This is a genomic window from Synechococcus sp. FACHB-909 (assembly GCF_014698945.1).
In the GTDB taxonomy this organism is placed as follows: domain Bacteria; phylum Cyanobacteriota; class Cyanobacteriia; order PCC-6307; family Cyanobiaceae; genus Cyanobium.
On the sequence record NZ_JACJTY010000006.1, the window covers coordinates 37,694 to 58,950 of the forward strand.

Annotated in this window: 9 protein-coding genes; 5 read left to right on the forward strand and 4 right to left on the reverse strand. The window is 68.1% G+C overall.

The window, feature by feature from the left end:
- The first annotated feature begins 186 nt into the window (after positions 1 to 186).
- The 5 genes from H6G99_RS10525 to H6G99_RS10545 all read left to right on the forward strand — a co-directional run bounded on the left by H6G99_RS10525 (position 187) and on the right by H6G99_RS10545 (position 18,518).
- Positions 187 to 6,366 (forward strand): choice-of-anchor I domain-containing protein, encoded by a 6,180-nt coding sequence (locus H6G99_RS10525; RefSeq protein ID WP_502707682.1) that lies wholly within the window; start codon positions 187 to 189, stop codon positions 6,364 to 6,366.
- A 55-nt stretch (positions 6,367 to 6,421) separates the two neighbouring features.
- Positions 6,422 to 6,667, forward strand: a complete 246-nt coding sequence (locus tag H6G99_RS10530; RefSeq protein WP_190611497.1) for a hypothetical protein — start codon at positions 6,422 to 6,424, stop codon at positions 6,665 to 6,667.
- Between the two features lie 138 nt (positions 6,668 to 6,805).
- Entirely contained in the window at positions 6,806 to 10,195 is a 3,390-nt protein-coding gene (locus H6G99_RS10535) for an alkaline phosphatase (RefSeq protein ID WP_190611498.1), read from the forward strand.
- Between the two features lie 75 nt (positions 10,196 to 10,270).
- Positions 10,271 to 17,197: an ExeM/NucH family extracellular endonuclease gene (locus H6G99_RS10540; protein WP_190611499.1), complete on the forward strand. Its 6,927-nt coding sequence runs from the start codon at positions 10,271 to 10,273 to the stop codon at positions 17,195 to 17,197.
- Between the two features lie 97 nt (positions 17,198 to 17,294).
- A complete protein-coding gene (locus tag H6G99_RS10545) occupies positions 17,295 to 18,518 on the forward strand; it encodes a hypothetical protein (protein WP_190611500.1) in 1,224 nt (407 codons plus the stop codon).
- A 158-nt stretch (positions 18,519 to 18,676) separates the two neighbouring features.
- Here the strand turns inward: H6G99_RS10545 and H6G99_RS10550 are convergent, their stop codons facing one another.
- The 4 genes from H6G99_RS10550 to H6G99_RS10565 all read right to left on the reverse strand — a co-directional run bounded on the left by H6G99_RS10550 (position 18,677) and on the right by H6G99_RS10565 (position 21,243).
- Positions 18,677 to 19,168: a photosystem I reaction center subunit XI gene (locus H6G99_RS10550; protein ID WP_094585999.1), complete on the reverse strand. Its 492-nt coding sequence runs from the start codon at positions 19,166 to 19,168 to the stop codon at positions 18,677 to 18,679.
- A 76-nt stretch (positions 19,169 to 19,244) separates the two neighbouring features.
- On the reverse strand, positions 19,245 to 19,361 hold the full coding sequence (locus tag H6G99_RS10555) for a photosystem I reaction center subunit VIII (protein ID WP_015109434.1): 117 nt from the start codon (positions 19,359 to 19,361) through the stop codon (positions 19,245 to 19,247).
- 108 nt (positions 19,362 to 19,469) lie between these two features.
- Positions 19,470 to 20,474: a glycosyltransferase family 2 protein gene (locus H6G99_RS10560; protein ID WP_190611501.1), complete on the reverse strand. Its 1,005-nt coding sequence runs from the start codon at positions 20,472 to 20,474 to the stop codon at positions 19,470 to 19,472.
- 34 nt (positions 20,475 to 20,508) lie between these two features.
- Positions 20,509 to 21,243: a C40 family peptidase gene (locus H6G99_RS10565; RefSeq protein WP_190611502.1), complete on the reverse strand. Its 735-nt coding sequence runs from the start codon at positions 21,241 to 21,243 to the stop codon at positions 20,509 to 20,511.
- Positions 21,244 to 21,257 lie beyond the last annotated feature (14 nt).

Here is a 21,257-nt window from a genome sequence, read left to right on the forward strand (position 1 = left end):
GGTTACCACCGGGGGTCTTTTCTGTGCCGCCGTGTTGTGGCGTGATGTTCTCGATCGACGTCTCCCCGAACACCTTGAGACGTGCCGGGGCCGCCGATCCCCCCATCCCTTCAACACACATTTGTCTGGGCTTAACCTTGCGTGAGGGTGCTGCTGCCAAGTTGAAAAAGACTGCAGCAGCTCTCAATGGGACTCACCTTCTCCGCACTGGATCCTTTCATTCCAGCGACAGGCGGAGTGATCTCCCTGGCCAATCTCGGGGCCAATGCTGAAATCTCTGCCTACAACCCTGCCAGTGGATATCTCTATACCGTAGGCGGAGGATCCGGGGCCATCGTTGTCTCCGATCTCCGTGATCCAGGCAGCCCCCTTGCCGTTGCGCGCGCCACGTCCACCGGCAACGGCGAAACCCTGCAGAGCGCGGCCGTGTTCGGCAATCTGCTCGCCGTTGCGGTGCAGAATGCCGTCAAGACGGATCCAGGCTTCGTTCAGTTCTACGACCTCAGTAATCCCGCCCTCCCCGTTCATCTCAGCACCGTGACCGTGGGCGCCCTGCCCGACATGGTGAAGTTCAGCAGCGACGGCCGCAGGCTGCTGGTGACCAACGAAGGGGAGCCGAATTCCCTCTACACCCTTGATCCCGTCGGTTCGATCTCCCTGATCAACACCAGCGGCTATCTGGCGAGCACGCCCGTGGCTCCCGCCGCCGCCGATGTGCAGACCGTGGGCTTCGAAGCCTGGGAAAGCCGCCGTGCCGAGTTGATCAACCGCGGCGTCCGGATCGGCACCCGTCTGGGTGTCACCACCACGGTCGCCCAGGACATCGAGCCGGAGGCGATCGCCATCAGTGCCGATGGCAACACCGCCTGGATCTCCCTCCAGGAGAACAACGCCATCGCCGTGCTTGATCTGAGCGGCTCCGCGCCGGTGATCAGCACCATCTTCTCCGCTGGGATCAAGGACTGGTCCCGCGGCGTTGCCAGCGCCGAGAACTTCACTTACGAGCTGGAGTATGCCGCTGGCGCCGCCAATCAGCCCGCTGGCGTGCTGGCCGGCGGCCTTTCCGGCCTGTTCTTCGCGGGGAAGGAGATGCTGAACGGCACGGAGATGGATGTCTACTACTCCATCACTGATCGGGGCCCCAACGGCGCTCTGATCGCCGGTCAGCGTCAGTTCCTGGATCCCGACTTTCAGCCCAGCATCTACAAGCTGGGCATGAATCGCGCCACCGGCGCCGTCACCGAGCTGGGCCGCCTCGGCCTCAACCGCCCCGATGGCACCCCACTCACCGGCCTGCCCCAGCTGGCGATCAAGGATGACGTGCCGATCAATGCCGCCAATGCGCCGCTGGCCTACGACCCCTTCGGCATCGACTCGGAAACCGTCTCGCTGTTCAGCCTCACCATCGGCGGCAGCACGCGCCAGGTGTTCGCGGTCGGCGATGAATACCGCGGCCAGATCTCGATCTTCGACGCGCTCAGCGGCAACCTGATCCAGCGCTACATCCCCGCCGGCCAGAAGGCCCAGCTCGCGGCCCAGCACAACGTGGGCGGTGCGACTCCGATCGGGGCGGAAACGATCGATAGCCTGCCGGCCATCTACGGCAACCGCTGGAGCAACCGCGGCATCGAGGGCATGGCCTTCAACCCCACCGACGGCCTGCTCTATGCCTTCCTGCAGAGCCCCCTGGATGTGGATGCCAACGGCGACGGGGTCACCGAAGGCCGCAGCCGCTCCGAACTCACCCGCATCCTGGCCATCAACCCGGCCACAGGCGCCCCGGTGAAGGAGCACCTCTACCTGCTCAGTGGCCGCGCCGGCCAGGACAAGATCGGCGATGTCGCTTTCGACGCCGCCCGGGGCGTGTTCCTGGTGATGGAACGGGACAGCAGCCGCAGCCTCACCGGCTTCAAGCACGTCTACGAGGTGGATCTGCGCGGTGCCACCAACACCCTGCCGCTCACCACCGCCGCCAACCAGGCCACCGATGGCTGGCTTGGGGCCATCGGCGTGGTCAGCCCCGAGCTGCTCGACAACCGCCGCACCCTCGTCGACCACGACAGCAACGCCGCCACGGCCCCGATCTTCACCACCTCCAGCGCCGACGTGCTGGCGGCCGCCGGCATCCGCCTGGCCCACAAGATCGAACTGTTCAACCTGCCCTCCATCGGCGGCAGCCTGGCCTACGACAAGCCGGAAGGACTCACCATCCGCGATGACGGCGCGCTGGTGATCAACTACGACAACGACTTCGGCACCGAGGGTGCCCGTGGCAACGCCTTCACCGTGGTGAGCTTCGATGGAGCCGGCTTCGACAGCTCCGACCGGGACGTGGACGGCAGCAGCGGCGGCGGCAACCAGTACCGGCCGATCTCCGGTCTGCCGCTCTACGGCCTCACCATGCCGGACGGCATTGCCGCGTTCACCGATGCCCAGGGCCGCAGCTTCCTGCTGGCGGTGGGTGAGGGTGATTCCCGTGAATACGAACCGGACCGGGGCAACATCTTCACCGACCTCACCCGGGCTGATGCCAGCACCGCGGTCAACGGCACCCCCTTCCGTAACCACCCGGGCGTCAGCGCCCTCAACACCGCCTTCGCCGCCGCCACCGGCATCAGCCGCACCCGCCTCAACCTGCTCAACGACACCGGCGACATCAACGGCGATGGCCTGATCGACAAGCCCTTCAGCATCGGCTCCCGCTCGCTGCGCATCTACGACGTTCAGGGCAACGTGGTGTTCGATTCCAGCGACGCCCTCGAGGACCTGGCCGCCAGCCTCGGCCTGATGGCCAGCAACCGTGACGACGACAAGGGCACCGAGCCCGAGATGGTGGAGATCGCCACCGTGGCCGGCCGCACCTACGCCTTCGTGGCCCTGGAGCGCACCACCACCAGCGTGGCCGCCGTGTTCGACGTCACCGACCCCTACAACGTGGCGGCGGTGGATCCGGTGGTGTTCCCCGGCGCCGAGCGGATCGAGGGCATCACCTTCCTGCGCAGCCCCGCCGGGCAGCCGGCCGGCCTGATCGCCAGCAGCGAGGGCAACGACACGGTGAGTGTCACCGGCGCCGCGCCCCTGGCCTCCAGCAGCGCCTTCCGCCTGCAGCTCTTCCACCTGGCCGACCAGGAGGGCGGCATCGCTGCCCTGGACGACGCCCCCCGCCTGTCCGGCGTGCTCAATGCCCTGCGGGCCCAGGACATCGATCTCGATGGCATCCCCGGCTTCGTCAACACCCTCACCCTGTCCAGCGGAGACGCCTGGATTCCGGGCCTGTTCTACGGGGCCTCGGCCCAGGCCTACGGCGCCGTGGGCCGCGGTGATGTGCTGATCCAGAACGCCCTCGGGGTGCAGGCGATCGCCTTCGGCAACCACGAGTTCGACCAGGGCACCGCCGTGGTGCGGGACCTGATCCGGCCCAATGCGGCCGCCGGTTACCCAGGCACGGCCTACCCCTACCTGAGCGGCAACCTCAACTTCGCCACGGACGCCAACCTGGCGGGGCTGGTGGTGCCCGCCGGCCAGGCGCCGCGCCCCAACAGCATCACCAGCAGCGTGGTGTTCGATGTCAACGGCGCCTCAGTGGGCGTTGTGGGCGCCACCACACCCACCCTGCGCACCATCTCCAGCCCGGGCGGCGTGGGCGTGGCCCCCGTGCCCTTCGGTGGCACTCCCACGGCAGCTGAGCTCGATGCCCTCGCTGCGGAGATCCAGGCCGATGTGGACGCCCTGCTGGCGGCGAACCCCGGCCTGAACAAGGTGATCCTGCTGGCCCACATGCAGCAGATCAGCATCGAACAGGCCCTGGCTGAGCGCCTCCGCCACGTCGACATCATCGTGGCCGGCGGCTCCAACACCCGCCTGTTCGACAGCAATGACGTGACCCGCCCCGGCGACAGCGTCCAGGGCCCCTACCCGATCGTCAAGACCGACGCCGACGGCCGGCCCGTGGCGGTGGTCAACACCGATGGAAATTACAAGTACCTGGGCCGCCTGGTGCTCGACTTCGATGCCTCCGGTGTGATCATCCCGGCCAGCTACGACCCCACCATCAGCGGAGCGTTCCGCACCGATGCCGCGGGTGTGGCGGCCCTGAACGCCGAGGCCTTCATCGATGCGCGGGTGCAGGAGGTGGTCGACAACCTGCGGTCGGTGATCGTCGCCCAGGAGTCGGAATGGTTCGGCGTCAGCGAAGTCTTCCTCAATGGCAACCGCAACCCGGGCGTGCGCAGCGAGGAGACCAACCTCGGCAACCTCACGGCCGACGCCAACCTGGCCTATGCCCGCCAGATTGACTCCAGCGTGGTCGTCTCGCTGAAGAACGGCGGCGGCATCCGCAACTCGATTGGCCAGTCGATCGTTCCCACCGGCTCGGTGAACGGTGTCCCCGAGCTGCTGCCCACGGCGGCGGTGTTCGACGCCCAGGGCAACGTGGTGAAGCCGGAGGGCGGCATCTCCCGCAACGACATCGCCAACGCCCTCAGCTTCAACAACGGCCTGACCCTGGTCAGCGTCACCCCCGGCGAGTTGAAGGCGCTGATCGAGCACGGCGTCGCCGCCGGCATCAACCAGGGACGCTTCCCCCAGGTGGGCGGCATGGCCTTCAGCTACGACCTCAGCCGACCGGCCGGCTCCCGGGTGGTCAGCCTGGCGATCCAGGACGACGCCGGCAACGATCTCGACGTCGTGGTGCGAAACGGCGAGGTGGTGGGCAATCCGGCCCGCAGCATCCGCATGGTCACCCTGGACTTCATGGCCAGCGGCGGTGACGGTTACCCCTTCACCAGCCTGTCCAACCCCGACCGGGTGAACATCACCCAGCCGGGTGGCGCCCCCCGCACCGGCGTCGCCACCTTCGCCGCCAATGGCTCCGAACAGGATGCCCTGGCCGAATTCCTGGCGGCCAACCATTCCCCCGCCAACCCGTTCACGGCGGCCGACACCCCGGCCGCCCTCGATCGGCGCCTGCAGAACCTGGCGGTCCGCAGCGACGGGGTGATCGACCCCGTGATCACCCTTACGGGTGCCGCGGTTCTGGAGAACCTGCCCGCCGACACCCTCGTCGGCCTGCTGTCGGCGACCGATCCGAATCCGGGCCGGACCTTCAGCTTCTCCTTCGCACCGAACGGCAACCCAGGCGGCCTGTTCCGCCTCGACGGCAACCGGCTGCTGACCACGGCGTCGCTGGATTTCGAGGCGTCGGCGACGCGCAGCCTCATGCTGCGGGCCACCGACAGCGCCGGCAACAGCTTCGACAAGCCGTTCACCATCACGGTGGGCGATCTGGCGGAAGGGGCCGCCGTGCAGCCGGCGGTGATCAATGCCCCCGGTTTCGCCATCAGCCAGCGGCCGGGCGGCAGACCTCGGGGATCCCAGCCTGGAGGGCCCGCCCTGTCCACCGGCGCGCTGGGAGCTGTGGCAACCACCCCGATCACCCTTCCCGGTGAAAGCGTCCCTCGGGCACGGATCGAGAACACCGGCTCCTGGAACGACCTCAAGAACCTCACCCTCGGCGCGGACTACTGGACACCGGCCCTGGGCACCAACCTGCTGGTGGCCAATTTCGTCGACGTGCGCTGGGATCTCTCCGCGGCGCCGCCCCTGGACTTCGATCTCCAGGTGGTGGGGGCCAAGCGCGGCGTCGTCGACTTCGGCGCCGGCGACGACACCCTCACCTGGCTGTTCCACAGCGATGCCCCCAGCCTTGTCAACACGGCCACGGTCACGGCCGGAGCCGGCAATGACACGCTGACCTTCGCGGCCGTGGGCAGTTCGTCGGTTGACGAGGCGCTGCTCGCCGACAACCCCGGGGGCCCCGGGAACGGCCCCCGCTGGGATCCCGCCTACGATGGTCGCTTCAGCACCGCCATCGCCTTCGGCGGCGCCGGTGCCGATCGAATCGAAAGCCAGGGGAGCGTGCGGCTCCAGGCCGATGGCGGCGAGGGGCACGACACCCTGATCGGCTCGCTGCGCAACGACACCCTCATCGGTGGGCTGGGCGAGGACACCCTCACCGGAGGCGGTGACGGGGGCAGTTTCCGCTTCTCCGGCAGGAGGGTCGCGCGCAGTGTTGTGGTGAACGGTGGCGACCTGATCGACCTGCGCGCCCCTGGCGGCGGCGGGGACGGGGCCGCCGACACGGTCGTCTACGACGTTCAGGGCGGCGGCGTCGACCGCGTCGTCGGCTTTGAAGCCGGCCGCGACAAGCTCACCCTGCTCGGCGGAGCCGGCGTGACCGAGCTGAGGGAGTACCGCAACGGCACGTTCCTGACCTTCTCCGGACGGCCGCTGCAGGGAGTACTGCTTGAGGGAGTCACCGGCCTCAGCCTCGGCGGCCCGGCCGCCGACATCCAGTTGCTGGCCTGACACAAGACGGCCCCGAGTGATGCTGTCAGCGTGGATCCGCCGTAGGCGTTGGCTGTTGCCCGTGCCCGGCAGGTTTCCCCTGGTGGGGGCGGAAACCCAGCTGAACATGTCGGGTGTGGCCGTAGCTCACTTCACGACGTTCAGCATTTCGACTCTCAACATCCAGGCCAGCTTCTGCCTGGTTAAGAACATCTTTCCACAAGGCATTCCAGGCTACAGAGATAGTGTCGGCCGCATCACTCCACGGCCGATCCGGTGGTTTGAGAATACAGGTGTCCGGCTGAGTGAACGGCCGGTCTGAGCATTCCAAGTCAGAGCGATTCTCGTCTGATTCATTTCTGTCTGAGTCATTCCTGTCTGAGTCATTCCCGCCCAGGCGATTCCCGACATCGTCCCCAGGTACGGGTACACCGCTTCTCACTCCCTCTCTCTTAGAGCCATGACGACCTCTGGAAATCACGTCATCTTCATCCATCCGGATGGTGCAAGTCCGTCGCACTTCGGATTTGCCCGCTTCATCGACCATGGTCCCGATGGTCGCCTGAACTGGGACAAGATGGAAGCCGCCGGTGTCTATCTCGGGCACATGGAGGACCAGCTGGGTGGCACCTCCAATGGGGGTGCGATCACCCATGCGACCGGGGCCAAGGTCTATGCCGAATCCTTCGGGTATGAGCAGGGGAATCTCCCTATCACCTCCCTGGATGGCAGCAACAACACGATCGTTGAGGCGGCCATCCAGGCCGGCAAGGTGACGGCGCTGGTGCAGTCCGGAGCCATCTTCGAGCCGGGAACGGCCGCCTTCGTCGCCAAGACCGAGGAGGTCGTCAATCCCAATGGAACGCGCGTCGTTCCCAGGGCCCAATCGGCTGAGATCGCCAAACAGGTCATCGAGTCAGGCGTCAACTTCATCTTCAGTGGCGGCGAGCTCAATCTGCTGCCGGTCGGCGTGGCCGGATTCCATGGCACCGCCGCCCAGTACGACGCCCTGAGCACCAGTTCAAGTCTTCGGCCGAGCCAGAATCTGATCGAGCTGGCCCAGAGCCTTGGCTACACCGTTGTCTATACCAAGGATCAGCTCAACAGCCTCATCAATGGCGCCGTCCTGCCCCAGAAGGTTCTTGGCGTCTTCGCCCCCGTTCATACGTTCAACGATCGCGCCGAAGAGCAGCTCGCCGCCGCAGGTCTGCCGTTCTATTCCCCCACGGCTCCTGCGATCGCCGAGATGCTGGCGGCGGCGCAGCGCCTCATGGAGGCCCACCCCAACTTTGACAAGGGGTCGATCACGATCGTGGAAGAAGAAGGTACGGATAATTTCGGCAACAACAACAACGCCGCCGGCAGCCTTGAGGCCCTGCGGCGGGCCGATGCGGCCATCGGTGTCGCCCTGAATTTTGTTGAGCGCCATCCCAACACGCTGGTGATCACGGCGGCCGACAGTGATGCCGGCGGCCTGCAGGTTCGGGACCCGCTGGCCTCTGATCGGCCGGTGGGCTCCATCACGAACAATCCGATCGATGGCACGTCGGGACGCAATCTCCCCACTGATGGCGTCACCGGTGTCGGCAGCCTGCCGTTCCTGTCGGCTCCTGATCAGAATGGCGATCGCTTCAGCCTCAGCATCGCCTGGGCGGGCCTGCCGGATTTCAGTGGTTCGATCGTCTCCAAGGCCCACGGCCTCAATGCCGATCGGCTGCCGGCCACCCTGGACAACACGAAGATCTACGAACTGATGTACGAGACTCTGTTTGACACAGAGATCGCGTCTCGCCTCCCGGATCAGGTCAAGACGGCTCCGGCGGCGAATCAGAACACGGGCAATGTGATCTTCATCCATCCCGATGGCTCGACGCCCTCGAGCTTCATGGCCTTGCGGAACATCGACAAGGGCCCGGATGGTCGGCTGAACTGGGACAAGATGACCAAGGCCGGTGTCTACCTCGGCCACATGGAGAACCAGCTGACCGGCACCTCCAACGCCGGCGCCGTCACCCATGCGACGGGGACCAAGGTCTTCAATGAATCCTTCGGCCTCGAGGAGGACAACACGCCCATCCGCTCGGCCTCCGGGAAGCTGGGCTACACCATCCTCGAAGAGGCCATTGAGTCAGGGAAGGCCACGGCCCTGATCCAGTCGGGCCACATCGGCGAGCCGGGCACGGCGGCCTTCGCCGCCGCCACCACCAACCGGGATGGCAACGCCATTCGTGCCCGCGAGAAAACGGCAGAAATCGCCGAGCAGGTGATCCGCTCGGGAACCCAGGTGATCCTGGCCGGTGGCGAGGTCTACCTGCTGCCGAAGGGCACCCTCGGCTTCCACGTCACCGCCGAGATCGACGCCCGGTTCTCGGACGCCGAAGACCGCCCGACCCAGAACCTGATCGAACTGGCCAGGTCTCTCGGTTACCAGGTCGTCTACACCAAGGAGCAACTGCTCGAGGCGGCCCAGAACTCGACACCCGCGACCAAGCTGCTCGGCATCTTTGCCGCCAACCACACCTTTGACGATCGCCGGGAGGAGAGCCTTGGCCTGAACACGGACACTCCCCTGCCCCTGTATGTCTCCACGGCCCCCACGGTCGCCGAGATGCTGGCGGCCACCCTGGAGATCGTCGGCAAGAGCGACGACGGCTTCTTCGTGGTGGTGGAGGAGGAGGGAACCGACAACTTCGCCAACAACAACAACGCCATCGGCTCGATTGAGGCGACCCGACGGGCGGACGCGGCCATCGGCGTGGCCATGAACTATGTGGATCAGAAGGATCCCAACACCCTGGTGATCACCGCGGCCGACAGCGATGCCGGCGGCATGCAGGTGTTCCAGTTCGCGCCTTACGTCAGGCCGACCGGCAACTTCGACGTCTCCAACCCCAACCTCGCCGATACCCAGCCCGAGGTGCCGTTCATCAATGTGAACCGCACCACCACCAACACCTCCAGGGCCTTTCTCGACGGCCCGGAGGGAAGCACCGCCACCCCGGGCCAGCCCTGGACCGCCTTCGGCTCGGTCAACAGCGCGGATGGCCCCATGGGCAACTTCGGCATCGCCTGGGCCGGGACGCCGGACTTCCCGGGCAGCATCGTCGCCAAGACCTACGGCATGAACGCCGGCCTGCTGCCCTCCACGGTCGACAACACGGGCATCTACGGCCTGATGTACACGACCCTGTTCGGGATCGACCCCCTGGTCCTGGCCCAGCGCGGCGAGGTTCTGGTGGGCACCGAGGCCAACGACACCACCCTGCCTGGCCAGTCCACGGTTCCCGGCTTCGACGGTCGGGTCAGCACCGTGTTCACCGGCGCCGGCAATGACGAGGTGGATGTGGCGATCACCAATGGCTTCGATAACAAGATCTTCACCGGATCCGGTGCCGACGTGGTCTACGCGGGCAGCCGCGATGTGATCACCGGCGGCAGCGGCAGCGACCAGATCTGGGCGATCGACGGTGGTCAGAACCGCCTCAGCGGCATGGCCGGCGACGACGAATTCATCCTCGGCAGCTCGGGCAACCGGGCCCTGGGAGGTGCCGGCAACGACATCTTCACTGTGCTGGCCGGGGCCGGCACCAACCACCTCAACGGTGGCGCCGGTGCCGACCAGTTCTGGCTGGTGAGCGAGCCGGGGGACCGGCCCGCGGCCAAGCAGTTCGTGATGGACTTCACCGCCGGTGTGGACAAGGTGGGCCTGCGGGGTGTGGCCTTCACCGACCTCGGCTTCTCCCAGGTGGGAGCCGACACCCTGCTGCGTGTGTCGGGGGTGGACGTGGGCCACTTCACGAACATCAGCGCCTCCGCGCTCAACAACCAGGCCAACTTCGCCCTGGTCTGAGCACGTCCTGGGGGCCCATCCCCTGGGCCCCCTTGCGTCTTCGTCTTCCTCCCTCGCCCTCCCCCCCCCCGGACCATGCCAGCCCTCTTCACAGGCCTGTACAGCCAGAGCTTCGATGCCCTGGCCGCCTCCGGATCCGGGAACGCCTGGGCGAACGACGTGACGCTGCCGGGGTGGCACCTGTTCCGCCAGCCGGTGGCCGCCCCCGTCGCCCTGGCCACCTACAACGCCGACAGCGGCACCGGCAATGCCGGAGCCGTCCTGAGCTACGGGGCGACGGGCAGCGGCGACCGCGCCCTGGGGGGCCTCGGTTCGGGCGGTGCCTTCTTCGGCTCGCCCGCCAGCGGGTCGGTGGCCGGCTGGTTCGCCCTGGCCCTCAGCAACACCACCGGGGCGGCGATCGCCAGCCTCGATCTCTCCTTCAGCGGCGAGCAGTGGCGCAACGGCGGCAACACCGCGGCCCACACGATGGAGCTGCAGTGGGGCTTCGGTGCCGGCTTCGAGCAGGTGAGCCTCTGGTCCACGCCGGGGGGCAGTTTCAACTGGACCTCGCCGGTGACCGGCAGCACGGCCGGTGCCGTCGATGGCAACGTCGCCGGCCGGGTGGCTGGCGTGGGCGGCAGCCTCGACCTTTCGGCCACTCCCTGGGCGGCCAACGCCACCCTCTGGCTGCGCTGGGCGGAGATCAATGATCCCGGCAACGACCACGGCCTGGCCATCGACGATCTGCGTCTGTCGGCGGCGACGCCGCCGGCGCTGCCCGAGGTCTCGATCGCTGCCATCGACGCGGTGGCGAGCGAATCCGGCGATGGGGCCAGCCTGCGCATCAGCCGCAGCGGCTCCACCCTGGCGGCCCTGACGGTGCCGATCAGCCTGGCTGCGGGCGCCGGGCTGGCCGAGGCCAGCGACCTCACCAGCCCCCTGCCGGCTTCGGTGCTGATCCCGGCGGGGGCGGCCAGCGTTGATCTGGCGATCGCGGTGCTCGATGACGCCCTCGATGAAGGCCCCGAGACCCTGCGCATCGAGCTGGCCGCACCGGCCGGCCACACGGTTGCCGCCGGGGCGGGCAGCGCCACCGTCACCATCGCCGACAACGACCGCATCAGCCGGATCTCGGCGGTGCAGGGCGACGGCAGCAGCAGCCCCCTCCTGGCCCAGAGCGTCACCCTCAGCGCCGTGGTGGTGGGCGATTTCCAGGCCACCGGCGAGCTCAGTGGCTTCTTCCTGCAGGAGGAGACCGCCGACTGGGACACCAGCGCCCTGACCTCCGAGGGGCTCTACGTGGCCTACCCCCTGACGGGCACCAACGTGGATGTGGTGATCGGTGACCGGGTGCGGCTCACCGGCACGGTGGCCGAGCGCTTCGGCCAGACGGCGATCACCGCCGTCAGCGCCCTGACGGTGGAAGGGCAGGGCCGCCTGGGCGAGACCCGCAGGGTCGACATTCCCGACCTGCTGGCCCAGCGCAGCAGCGCTCTGGATCTGGAGCCCTACGAGGGCATGTGGGTGCGCTTCCCGGAAACCCTCAGCGTCAACGGTCTGTTCGGCCAGTTCCGCTTCGGCGAGGTGGAGCTGAGCGCCGGAGGACTGCCGCTCCAGCCCACCAACGTGATGGAGCCGGGGCCGGCGGCCTTCGCCGCCGAGCAGGCCACGGCCCGCCGCGAGCTGGTGCTCGACGACGGCAGCAACAGCGCCTACCGGCCCGCGGCGGCGGCCACCCCGGCGGCGCCCGTGCGCGACCAGCTGCTGCGCCGCGGCGACACCATCACCGACGTGGAGGGGGTGCTCGGATTCGACTTCGGCAAGTACCGGCTGCAGCCCACGGCGCCCCTCAGCTTCGAGGCCGGCAACCCCCGTCCGCCGGCACCGGCGCCGGCCGGGGCGGGGCAGCTGCGCCTGGCCAGCTTCAACGTGCTCAACACCTTCACCACCCTCAACGCAGGCGGCGCCCTCACGGACACCGGTCTGGCCCCCCGCGGGGCCAACACGGCCGAGGAGCTGGAGCGCCAGCTCAGCAAGCTCACCGCCGCCCTCGTCGGCCTTCGGGCCGATGTGATCGGTCTGATGGAGCTGGAGAACGACGCCGACGATGCCACCCTGGCCGCGATCGTGGCGCGTCTGAACGCCGCCCAGCCCAGTGGCTCGGGGCGCCTGTACAGCTTCGTGCCCACCGGCCTGATCGGCAGCGACGCCATCAAGGTGGGCCTGATCTACGACAGCCGGGCGGTGGCCCCCACCGGCGCGGCCCGGGTCCTGGACAGCGCCGGCTTCACCGATCCCCTCGCCACCGGCAGCCCGCTCAACCGGCCGGCCCTGGCCCAGGGCTTCCGGGAACTGGCCAGCGGCGAGGTGCTGAATGTGGCCGTCAACCACCTCAAGTCGAAGGGCAGCGGCGGTGCCACCGGCCCTGATCTGGACCAGCGGGATGGCCAGTCGGCCTTCAATGCCACCCGCACCGCCGCCGCCAGCGAACTGGTGCGCTGGATCGGCACCGACCCCACCGGCACCGGTGACAGCGACTGGGTGGTGCTGGGTGACATCAATGCCTACGCCAAGGAGGACCCGATCCGGGTGCTGGAAGCGGCGGGCTTCCGCAACGCCCTGCCCACCTTTACCGCCGAGCCCCCCTCCAGCTACGCCTTCTTCAACCCGGTCGACATGAGCGGGGCCCTCGATCACATGCTGATCTCCCCCTCCCTGGTCAGCCAGGCGGTGGCCGCGACTGACTGGAGCATCAACGCCGCCGAGGGTGCCTTCCGCGATTACAACCTCGACACCAACAGCAACGGCAATGCGGCCTCCCGCGATTTCTTCGCGCCTGATCCGTACCGCACCTCCGACCACGACCCCCTGCTGCTGGACCTGGATCTGGGCCGGGCGCTGCCGGCCGGACTCGCCTTCTCCCACGGCGTCGCCTCCGGCGACCCCTACGCCGATTCGGTGATCCTCTGGACCCGGATCACGCCGCCCGCCGGTTTCGCCGGACTGCTGGACGTGCAGTGGGAGGTGTCCCGCAGCGCCGGTTTCGAGGCCGGCTCGATCGTTGACAGCGGTGTGTTCAGCACCAGCGTCGCCCGCGACTGGACCGTGAAGGTGGAGGCCGACGGCCTCAGTGCCGACACCGTGTACCACTACCGCTTCCGCGCCGGTGCGGCGCAGTCGATGGTGGGGCAGACCAAGACCCTGCCGGTGGGCAGCGGCCCGGTGCGGCTGGCCGTGTTCTCCTGCGCCAACTTCACCGCCGCCGAGGAATTCCTCGCCTATGGCCGGGCCGCCGCCGTCCACGCGGTGAACCCCTACGACGCCCTGGTGCATGTGGGCGATTACATCTACGAGTACGGCCCCGGGGGCTTCGGTGAGGCGGAAGATGCCGCCGGCGACCGTGGCTTCCTGCCCAACCGCGAGATCGTCAGCCTCGACGACTACCGGCTCCGCTATGCCCAGTACCACACCGATGTCAATCTTCAGGCGCTGCGGGCCGCGGCGCCGTTGATCGCCATCTGGGACGACCACGAGACCGCCAACGACAGCTGGGCCGGTGGCGCCCAGAACCACCAGAGCGCCACCGAGGGCGACTGGATCGCCCGGCGGGATGCCGCCCTGAAGGCCTACCACGAGTGGCTGCCGATCCGGGAACCCGGCCTGCGCCAGAGCGGGGACGGCGCCACCGCCCTCACGCCGCTCACCCAGGGCTACCGCTCCTTCGATTTCGGCGACGTGCTGGCGCTGCACATCCTCGAAACCCGTCTCACCGCCCGCGATGAGCAGCTGGAGTACCCCGATGCCGCCGCCGTGCAGGCCCGCATCGGCGCGATCCTCGCCGACCCGGCCCTGGTGGCCGCCTATGCGAACCAGCTGGGGCTCACCCCGCCGGCCTCCCCCGCGGCGGTGCCGGCCTTTGCCGCCGCCCTGGCTCCCCGGGTCACCCAGGAACTGGTGCTGGCCACCGTGCAGCAGGCCTGGGGTGATCCGGGCCGTGATCTGCTCGGCGACGGCCAGATGGCCTGGCTGCAGCAACGGATGGCCGGCTCTTCCGCCGCCTGGCAGGTGCTGGGCCAGCAGGTGCTGATGCAGTCGATGGCCGTGCCGGCGGAGCTGCTGCTGGATGCCGGCAACCCCGCCCTGCTCGACAAGTACGCCGCCCCGCTGCAGAAACTCGCCACCGGGACCCCCTTCAACCAGCTGAGCCCGGCGGAGCAAGCCCTGTTCGCCGAGGCCGGCAAGATCCCCTACAACCTCGACGCCTGGGATGGCTACGGGGTGGAGCGGGAAACGATCCTGCAGAGCGCCCTGGCCCTGGGCAAGCGGCTGATCAGCCTGGCCGGCGATACCCACAACGCCTGGGCCGGCGTGCTCGACACGATGACGGCGGGCACCCGCCCCGCCGGCAGCCTGGCCGGCCTGGAGTTCGCCACCCCCGGGGTCACCTCGCCGGGGCTGGAGAAGTATCTCCCTGGCGCCGATGCCTACATCCGGGCGAACTACCCCGCCGTCGATGGTCTCGATGGTCTGTTCATGGGTTACATCAACGGGCTGGCCTACGCCGACGTGAACCGGCGCGGCTTCCTCGATCTCACCATCACCACTGACAAGGTCGACGGTGCCTTCCACCTGCTCTCCGGCACCGACCCGATCACCAACCAGCCGGCCTGGGCCATCGAGACGGTGACCGGTGCGGCCGACCTCAGCCTGACGCTGGCGCCCGAGCGGGGCGGCCCGATCCTCTGGCAGACCGGCTGGAAGGAACTCGACCTGGTCTTCGGCGCCGCGGTGGACAGCAGCGGCAACGTCCTGCTGCTGGACCCGGCCGCCTACGGGGCCGTGCCCGAGCAGGGCATCCAGCTCGCCAACGTGACGGTGATCGGCTCAGAGGCGCCGGACAGCGTCTATGTGGGTGTGGGCTCCCGCATCGAGGGCCGGGGCGGCAGCGACCAGTTCTTCAACACTGAAAGCCTGGGCGGCAACGTCCTGGTGGGCGGCGGCGGCGGTGATCAGTTCTTCCTGGGCCAGGCCAGGGATGTGGCCATCGGCGGCCGCCTGATCGATCCTGCCGCCACCCCTGGGCTGGCGCCCGCCACGGCCCTGGCGGACCGCGAGGCGGATCAGTTCCTGATCGACAGCTCCGCCGCCGTGGCGATGGCCGCGCCCCTGCGGATCAACGACTTCGAAGTGGGCCGGGACACGGCCTTCATCGATGGCCAGCAGCTCCAGGGCAGCTGGGGCCAGATCAGGCAGGCCCTGGCCGCGGCCGGCATCCAGGCCAATGCGGCGCCGGACCTGGCCACGCCATCGACCCCTTCGGGCCTCACCGTGATTCCCGGTGTCCAGGTCCTTCAGAACCTGGGCCCCCTCGGCATCGATGCCGATGGCGACAGCCTGCAGCTGGTGGTCCTCGAGGGCCCCGACTGGATCCGGGCCGACGGTACGACCCTCAGCCTCACGGCCCCCGCCGGCTTTGGCCCCGCCGACCTGGCCAGCCTCAACCTGCGGCTGGGCTTCTTCGATGGAACGGCGATCACGGCCTTCACGCCGGCGCTGACGATCGGTGCCGTGCCCCCGTCCGATCCGGGCAACCCGGTCGTGGTGGTCATCACGCCCGGAGGCGATGCCGAAGCGATTGCCGTCAACATCACCGGCGGGAGCTTCCAGGCCGACCGCCCCTTCCAGGTGGTTCCGACGCCGGCCCCTGCCGTTGGCCTCGGCGACAGTGCCGTTGATTTCGGCATCGATCTGGACCCGGGTCTGGAGCGGGCGACGGTCAGCTTCGAGCTCGCCGCCCTGACCGTCGGGGCCCCGTTCGCCGACACCCCGTCCAGCCGCTGGGTCGCTGTCTCCACCGACCCAGGCACCGGCGTCACCACACCGCTGACCTACGACCCGCGCCAGGGCGGCGGTGCCCGTTTCTATGACCTCGACGCCGATGGCGCCGCGGAGTTCCTGCACCTCTCCCTGGCCGATGGCGGCCCCGGTGATCAGGGTCCAGCGGCCGATGGCGAGATCCTGCAGTCGCTGACGGTCGGGACGGTGGATCTGGCGCCCGTCTTCCGGCGCGTCGATCCACTCACCCTCACGGTGGCGGACCCGTCCAAAGGCAACGCGGCGGCCAGTCTCGTGCTGCGGGCCACCCTGTCCGGCCGGCCGGCCAGCTCCAACCAGATCGGCTACGTGGTGCTCGAGGCCAGCGAGCTGGCCAGCGCCGACACCCTTCTGGCGGATCTGGCTGCCATCCGCTCCCGCGCCCAGACCCTGTTCTCCACGCTGGAGAACAGCGATGTCACCCTGGCGGCGGGCACCAGCTTCGATCGCGAGATCCTGCTGGTCAACGGCCAGTCGGTGCGCTTCTTCGAGGTGGTCGATGCCAGTCTCGCGGACCTCACCAGTGCCGCCGACACGCGCCTGCGTTTCTTCAGCCCCGCCGCCCCGGCCGGCTCCGAGCGTTCGGTGGGTTTCGCCTCCCCCAGCGGCGTGACCATGGCCCTCGATCTGCTCGACACCGACCAGGGGCTCGATGCGCTGATCGGTCAGGAGCAGGGCCTGGCCCCGGTCCTGGATTTCACCGCCTTCTCCGCCGCCCAGGCGGTCGAGGGCACCGTGGTGCTCAGCCGGGAAGCCGACTTCGATGCCATCACCGGTTTCTACCGCGCCCTCGATGCCCAGGGCACCGTGCGCGATGCCGCCGGCAACCTGGTGCGTCCCGGAGAGGCGAACTACCGCCAAGCCGCCCTGCGCGCCGACAACCTCGTCACCGAACTCCAGGGGCTGCGGGTGGGCGATAACCAGTCCAGCGCCGCGTCGGTCACCATCTCGGAATCCACCTTCCTGGCACCCTTTGCCCAGGTGAGGGGCCGCACCTTCTTTGTCTATGCCGGAGCCAATGCCGACGGCATCAGCCACTTCCGGACTTTGGGGACCAACCTGTTCGGCCTGGAGGACACATTCGGTGGTGGTGACCGCGATTTCGACGACCACGTGATCGGCTTCAACTTCAACCAGCTGGTCTGAGTCCGTCGCCGCAGGGTGTGGATGGCCGCATTTTTGCCTGCTACGCTCTTGCGGTTGCCGGCTGGAAATGCAAATAAAGTCCCAGGATCTTCCGGGCTTGTTCAAAAAGAGTTGCCTGCCATTACTGCTTGTCATTGCCATCGTCGTCTCGTTTGCCGGGATCCTCAGTCAGAGCGGTCTGGTGTCCGAATGGCCCATGGACCAGTCCTTTGTGACGAGGGCAGATCTGCGCCTTGAACGACTGCCGACGGGCTGGGTCTTTCAATATCCCCGCTTCAAGTGGTCCGGCGGGGTGTCCGCCAGCTTGCTGATCGGCCTCTACAAGTTGGTTGTCTCTCCAGCTCCGGAGACACTCAACTGGCACGCCAAGTGCATCACCACTCTGTTGTTTCTGGGATCATCATTTTCCCTTTGTCGGCTGTTCATTCGTCACTGGATCTTCCAGGCTCTGGCCTTCTCCGTCATCGCCAGTTCCGGCCTTCAATTCGCTGAGCCTTCCAGTGACATCATCGCGGCGGCATTCTTCGCCTTTTTCATGCTGTCCGTGCGGTTGGGGTGGCCACGGCTGATTTCCTCTGGCCTCCTCGTCCTGTTTGGGCTCTCCAAGATCCAGTTGCTCCTCTGCTCCCTGGGGGTGGGTGCTGTCTGGTATTGGTGGGATTTCCGTGAGAACCGGATGCGATGGCAGGTCCCGCTGGGGATGGCCTTCTGGCTGGTGTTGCTGATGGCTCCCGGTTTCAGGCTCTATGGGATGGACATGGTCAGGACGGTCAAGGGACTGCGAACCTTTGCCTCGTCCTATGTGTTCATGTTCAGTCCCCATCAGTTTTCTTCTGGCTCCGAATCGCTGGCTGCCAACTCCGCGAATTGGCAGGATGTGATGCGTTCGGTGTTCCCGGGGGCTCGCACCGTGAGCGAGGTGATGCTTCGCTATCCCAAGAAGTATCTTGATTTTGTATTGGTGGCTGGCGGCTTCGGCGTGGTTTCCGTGTTGCAGACGATGGGATTGATGCTGATCCCCTTTTTCCGGGCGTTGCGCCTTGGGGTCTTCCCTGCAGCCACCCGGCTGAGCCTGAGGTTTCTCGGTGCGGCGGCTTTCCTTGCCCTGACGCCGCCGCTGCTGTTGAGATTCATCAGTCCTCGCTATCTCGCCGTGGTCTTCATTCCGCTGGTGGTACTGTCCGCTGCGGCTGCCGGAGCCCCCCAGGCGCCACGGTCCCTGAAGATCACGTTTCTGATCTGTTCGTTGCTGACCCTCGTGCTGAACCTGGCCGTGTTCAGCGAGCGCCTCATCGAGTCACCACTGATGCCCTTTGGTTGAGGGCACGGCACCGGGCGGCAGCCGGATCGATCGGGGGCAGCCACGGCGATCGCTGTCAGGCGCTGGACCATGAAAAAGCCCTGCCGAGGCAGGGCTTGAAGGAAAGGATTGGAGGACCCTCCCAGGGTTGACCCGGGGATGGCTGACCATCGCGGAACTCAGCCGACGCTCCAGACGCCACCGGCGATGTTGGCCAGGGGCGATTGGATGGCGGTGCTGCAGAGGAACCAGGCGAAGGCGGCGCCACCGCAGCCACCCAGCCAGAAACCGCTGGCGAATTCCGCCCAGCCGGCTTTGGTGAACAGGTCGGCCGGGGGGTTGTCGATGGTGGCGTCGGGGGGCTGAACGTTGGGACCGCTGCCGGCGGTGCCGTAGATCGACAGGCAGATGGTGAGGATCGACACCAGGCCGATGGCGGCGAGCAGGCCGGCGGTGCTGGCGAACTCAGTGGCGCGCAGGGGGCCGGTGTAGGCGAAGGGGCCGTAGAGCAGGTAGCCGTGGGCCATGCCCACCTCGAGACCGCGACGGTTGGGCGAGAGGGACGGGCGGTAGGCCGGCAGGGCGTTCAGGAAGGCCTTGGTGAAGTAGCTGCTGTTGACGGGGGTGGCCAGATTGCCGACGGTCGGGTCGGCCACGGGGGTCACGGTCATGGGAAGCGGATCGGGGGGTCGGCGGATCGGGGGTCGTCGGATCAGGAGGCGAATGACGCTGGGGCCGGAGCCGGCGTCAGTCGGTCGCCTCGATCACGTTGAACAGCAGGGCCATGGCCACCGCCGCGCCGAGGATTCCCACCAGGGGAACCATCACGGACGGCATCCAGGCAACGGCAAATTCACCAGTCATGGCTTGGGCCAATAGGAACCGCCGGTACTGTAAGGACCCCTTCCTGCCTGGCTTCTCAGGCGAGCGGGGGTGACATAAAAGTTCAGCCGCCGCCCCCAGCCGCCCTGCTCACCCGCCCCCGCGCAGGGTCGCCCGCACCCGGTAGATCGGCCGGCCCTGGCTTTCGTGATAGGTGCGCATCTGCAGTTCCGCCAGCAGCCCGAAGCTGAACAGCTGCACGCCGCTGAGGATCGCGAGTACCGCCATCAGCAGCAGAGGTCGGTTGCCGATGTCGGCCCCCAGCAGCAGCTTTTCGCCCACCAGCCAGGCGGCGATGGCCAGCCCCGACAGCAGGGCCAGGAGGCCGGCGAAGCCGAACACGTGCATCGGCCGGGTCAGGAACCGCTTCATGAACCAGACCGTCAGCAGGTCCATCAGCACCCGGAAGGTGCGGTCGATGCCGTACTTGCTGCGGCCATAGCGGCGGGCCTGGTGGGACACCCTCACCTCACCGATCCGGGCCCCTTCGATGAAGGCCAGGGCCGGCAGAAAGCGGTGCAGTTCCCCGTAGAGGTTCATGTCGCTGACCACCTCGCGCCGGTAGGCCTTCAGGGAGCAGCCGTAGTCGTGCAGGCGCACCCCGGTGACCCTGGCGATCAGGCGGTTGGCCAGCAGGGAGGGCAGCAGCCGGTCCAGGGCCCCATCCTGGCGCTGGTGCCGCCAGCCGCTCACCAGGTCCAGCTCGTCCTGCTCCAGCCGGGCCAGGAGCATCGGGATGTCGGCGGGATCGTTCTGGAGGTCGCCGTCGAGGGTGACGATCACCCCGCCGCCGCTGGCATCGAAGCCGGCGGCCATGGCGGCCGTCTGTCCGTAGTTGCGCCGCAGCAGCACCGCCACCAGCTCGGGCACCCGGCCGGCCAGATCCCGCAGGACCGCGGGGGTGCCGTCCTTCGAGCCGTCATCCACCAGGACCAGCTCGAAGGTGCGCCCCAGCGGCCGCAGGGCCGCCAGCAGTTTCTCCACCAGGTGGGGAAGGCTCTCCTCCTCGTTGTAGAGGGGGACGACGACGGAAAGTTCGGGGGAAAGCTCGGGAACGGAGAGTTCCGGACTGTGGGCCAGGGCTGCCCCCGCCATGACCGTTCCCCAGGACTCGTGGCCTGAACTTACCTCAGGGGGGCAGGGGACTGCCGTCGTGGCTGTGCATCACCCGCCCCGCGCCCCGCAGTTCGGCGCGGTAGTGGCACGCCACAGGATCCCGGTTGCGGGGGTTGAGGTCGTCGATGCCGATGCCGTCGCGGCCGTGCTGGCGCCCGGAGCTGTGCAGATAGCGGCCCCCGCCCAGGTGCAGGGCCACGTGGGTGCAGCTCCGCGGGGTGCCGAAGAAGATCAGGTCCCCCGGCAGCAGCAGGCTGGTGACGCCGCTGGCCACGGCCACCGGGCGGCAGAAGCGCTCCTGCAGGTAGGCATCGCGGGGCAGCCAGATGCCGGCCTGGGCGAAGGCGGCCTGCACCAGCCCGGAGCAGTCGAAATCGGGCCCCAGGGTGCCCCCCCAGAGGTAGCGGTTGGGGCGGTGGCGGGCGGCCTCGGCGAAGGCGAGCACCGCCTCCAGGCGGGCGGCGATCCGGTCGCGATCGAGGCGGGGCAGCGGCGGCGGCGCCGCCACCTGGTGCCCGTGGCTCGCCAGGGCCGCCGCGTCCATCCAGCAGGGGTAGCCGTCCTCGTGCAGGCGGACCCGCAGGCGGGTCTCGGCGCCGCCGCCCCCTGCGGCCCCCAGCACCCTCAGGCTCCGGCCGGTGTGGACCTCGGTGGCCAGCCCCGGGCCCTGGGGCCGGCTGTAGGCCGGCAGCGGCCGGGTCAGGGTCCAGACACGGCCTGGCGCCGGCAGGGTGCCTAAGGTCGCCATCGCAAGGTGCCGCC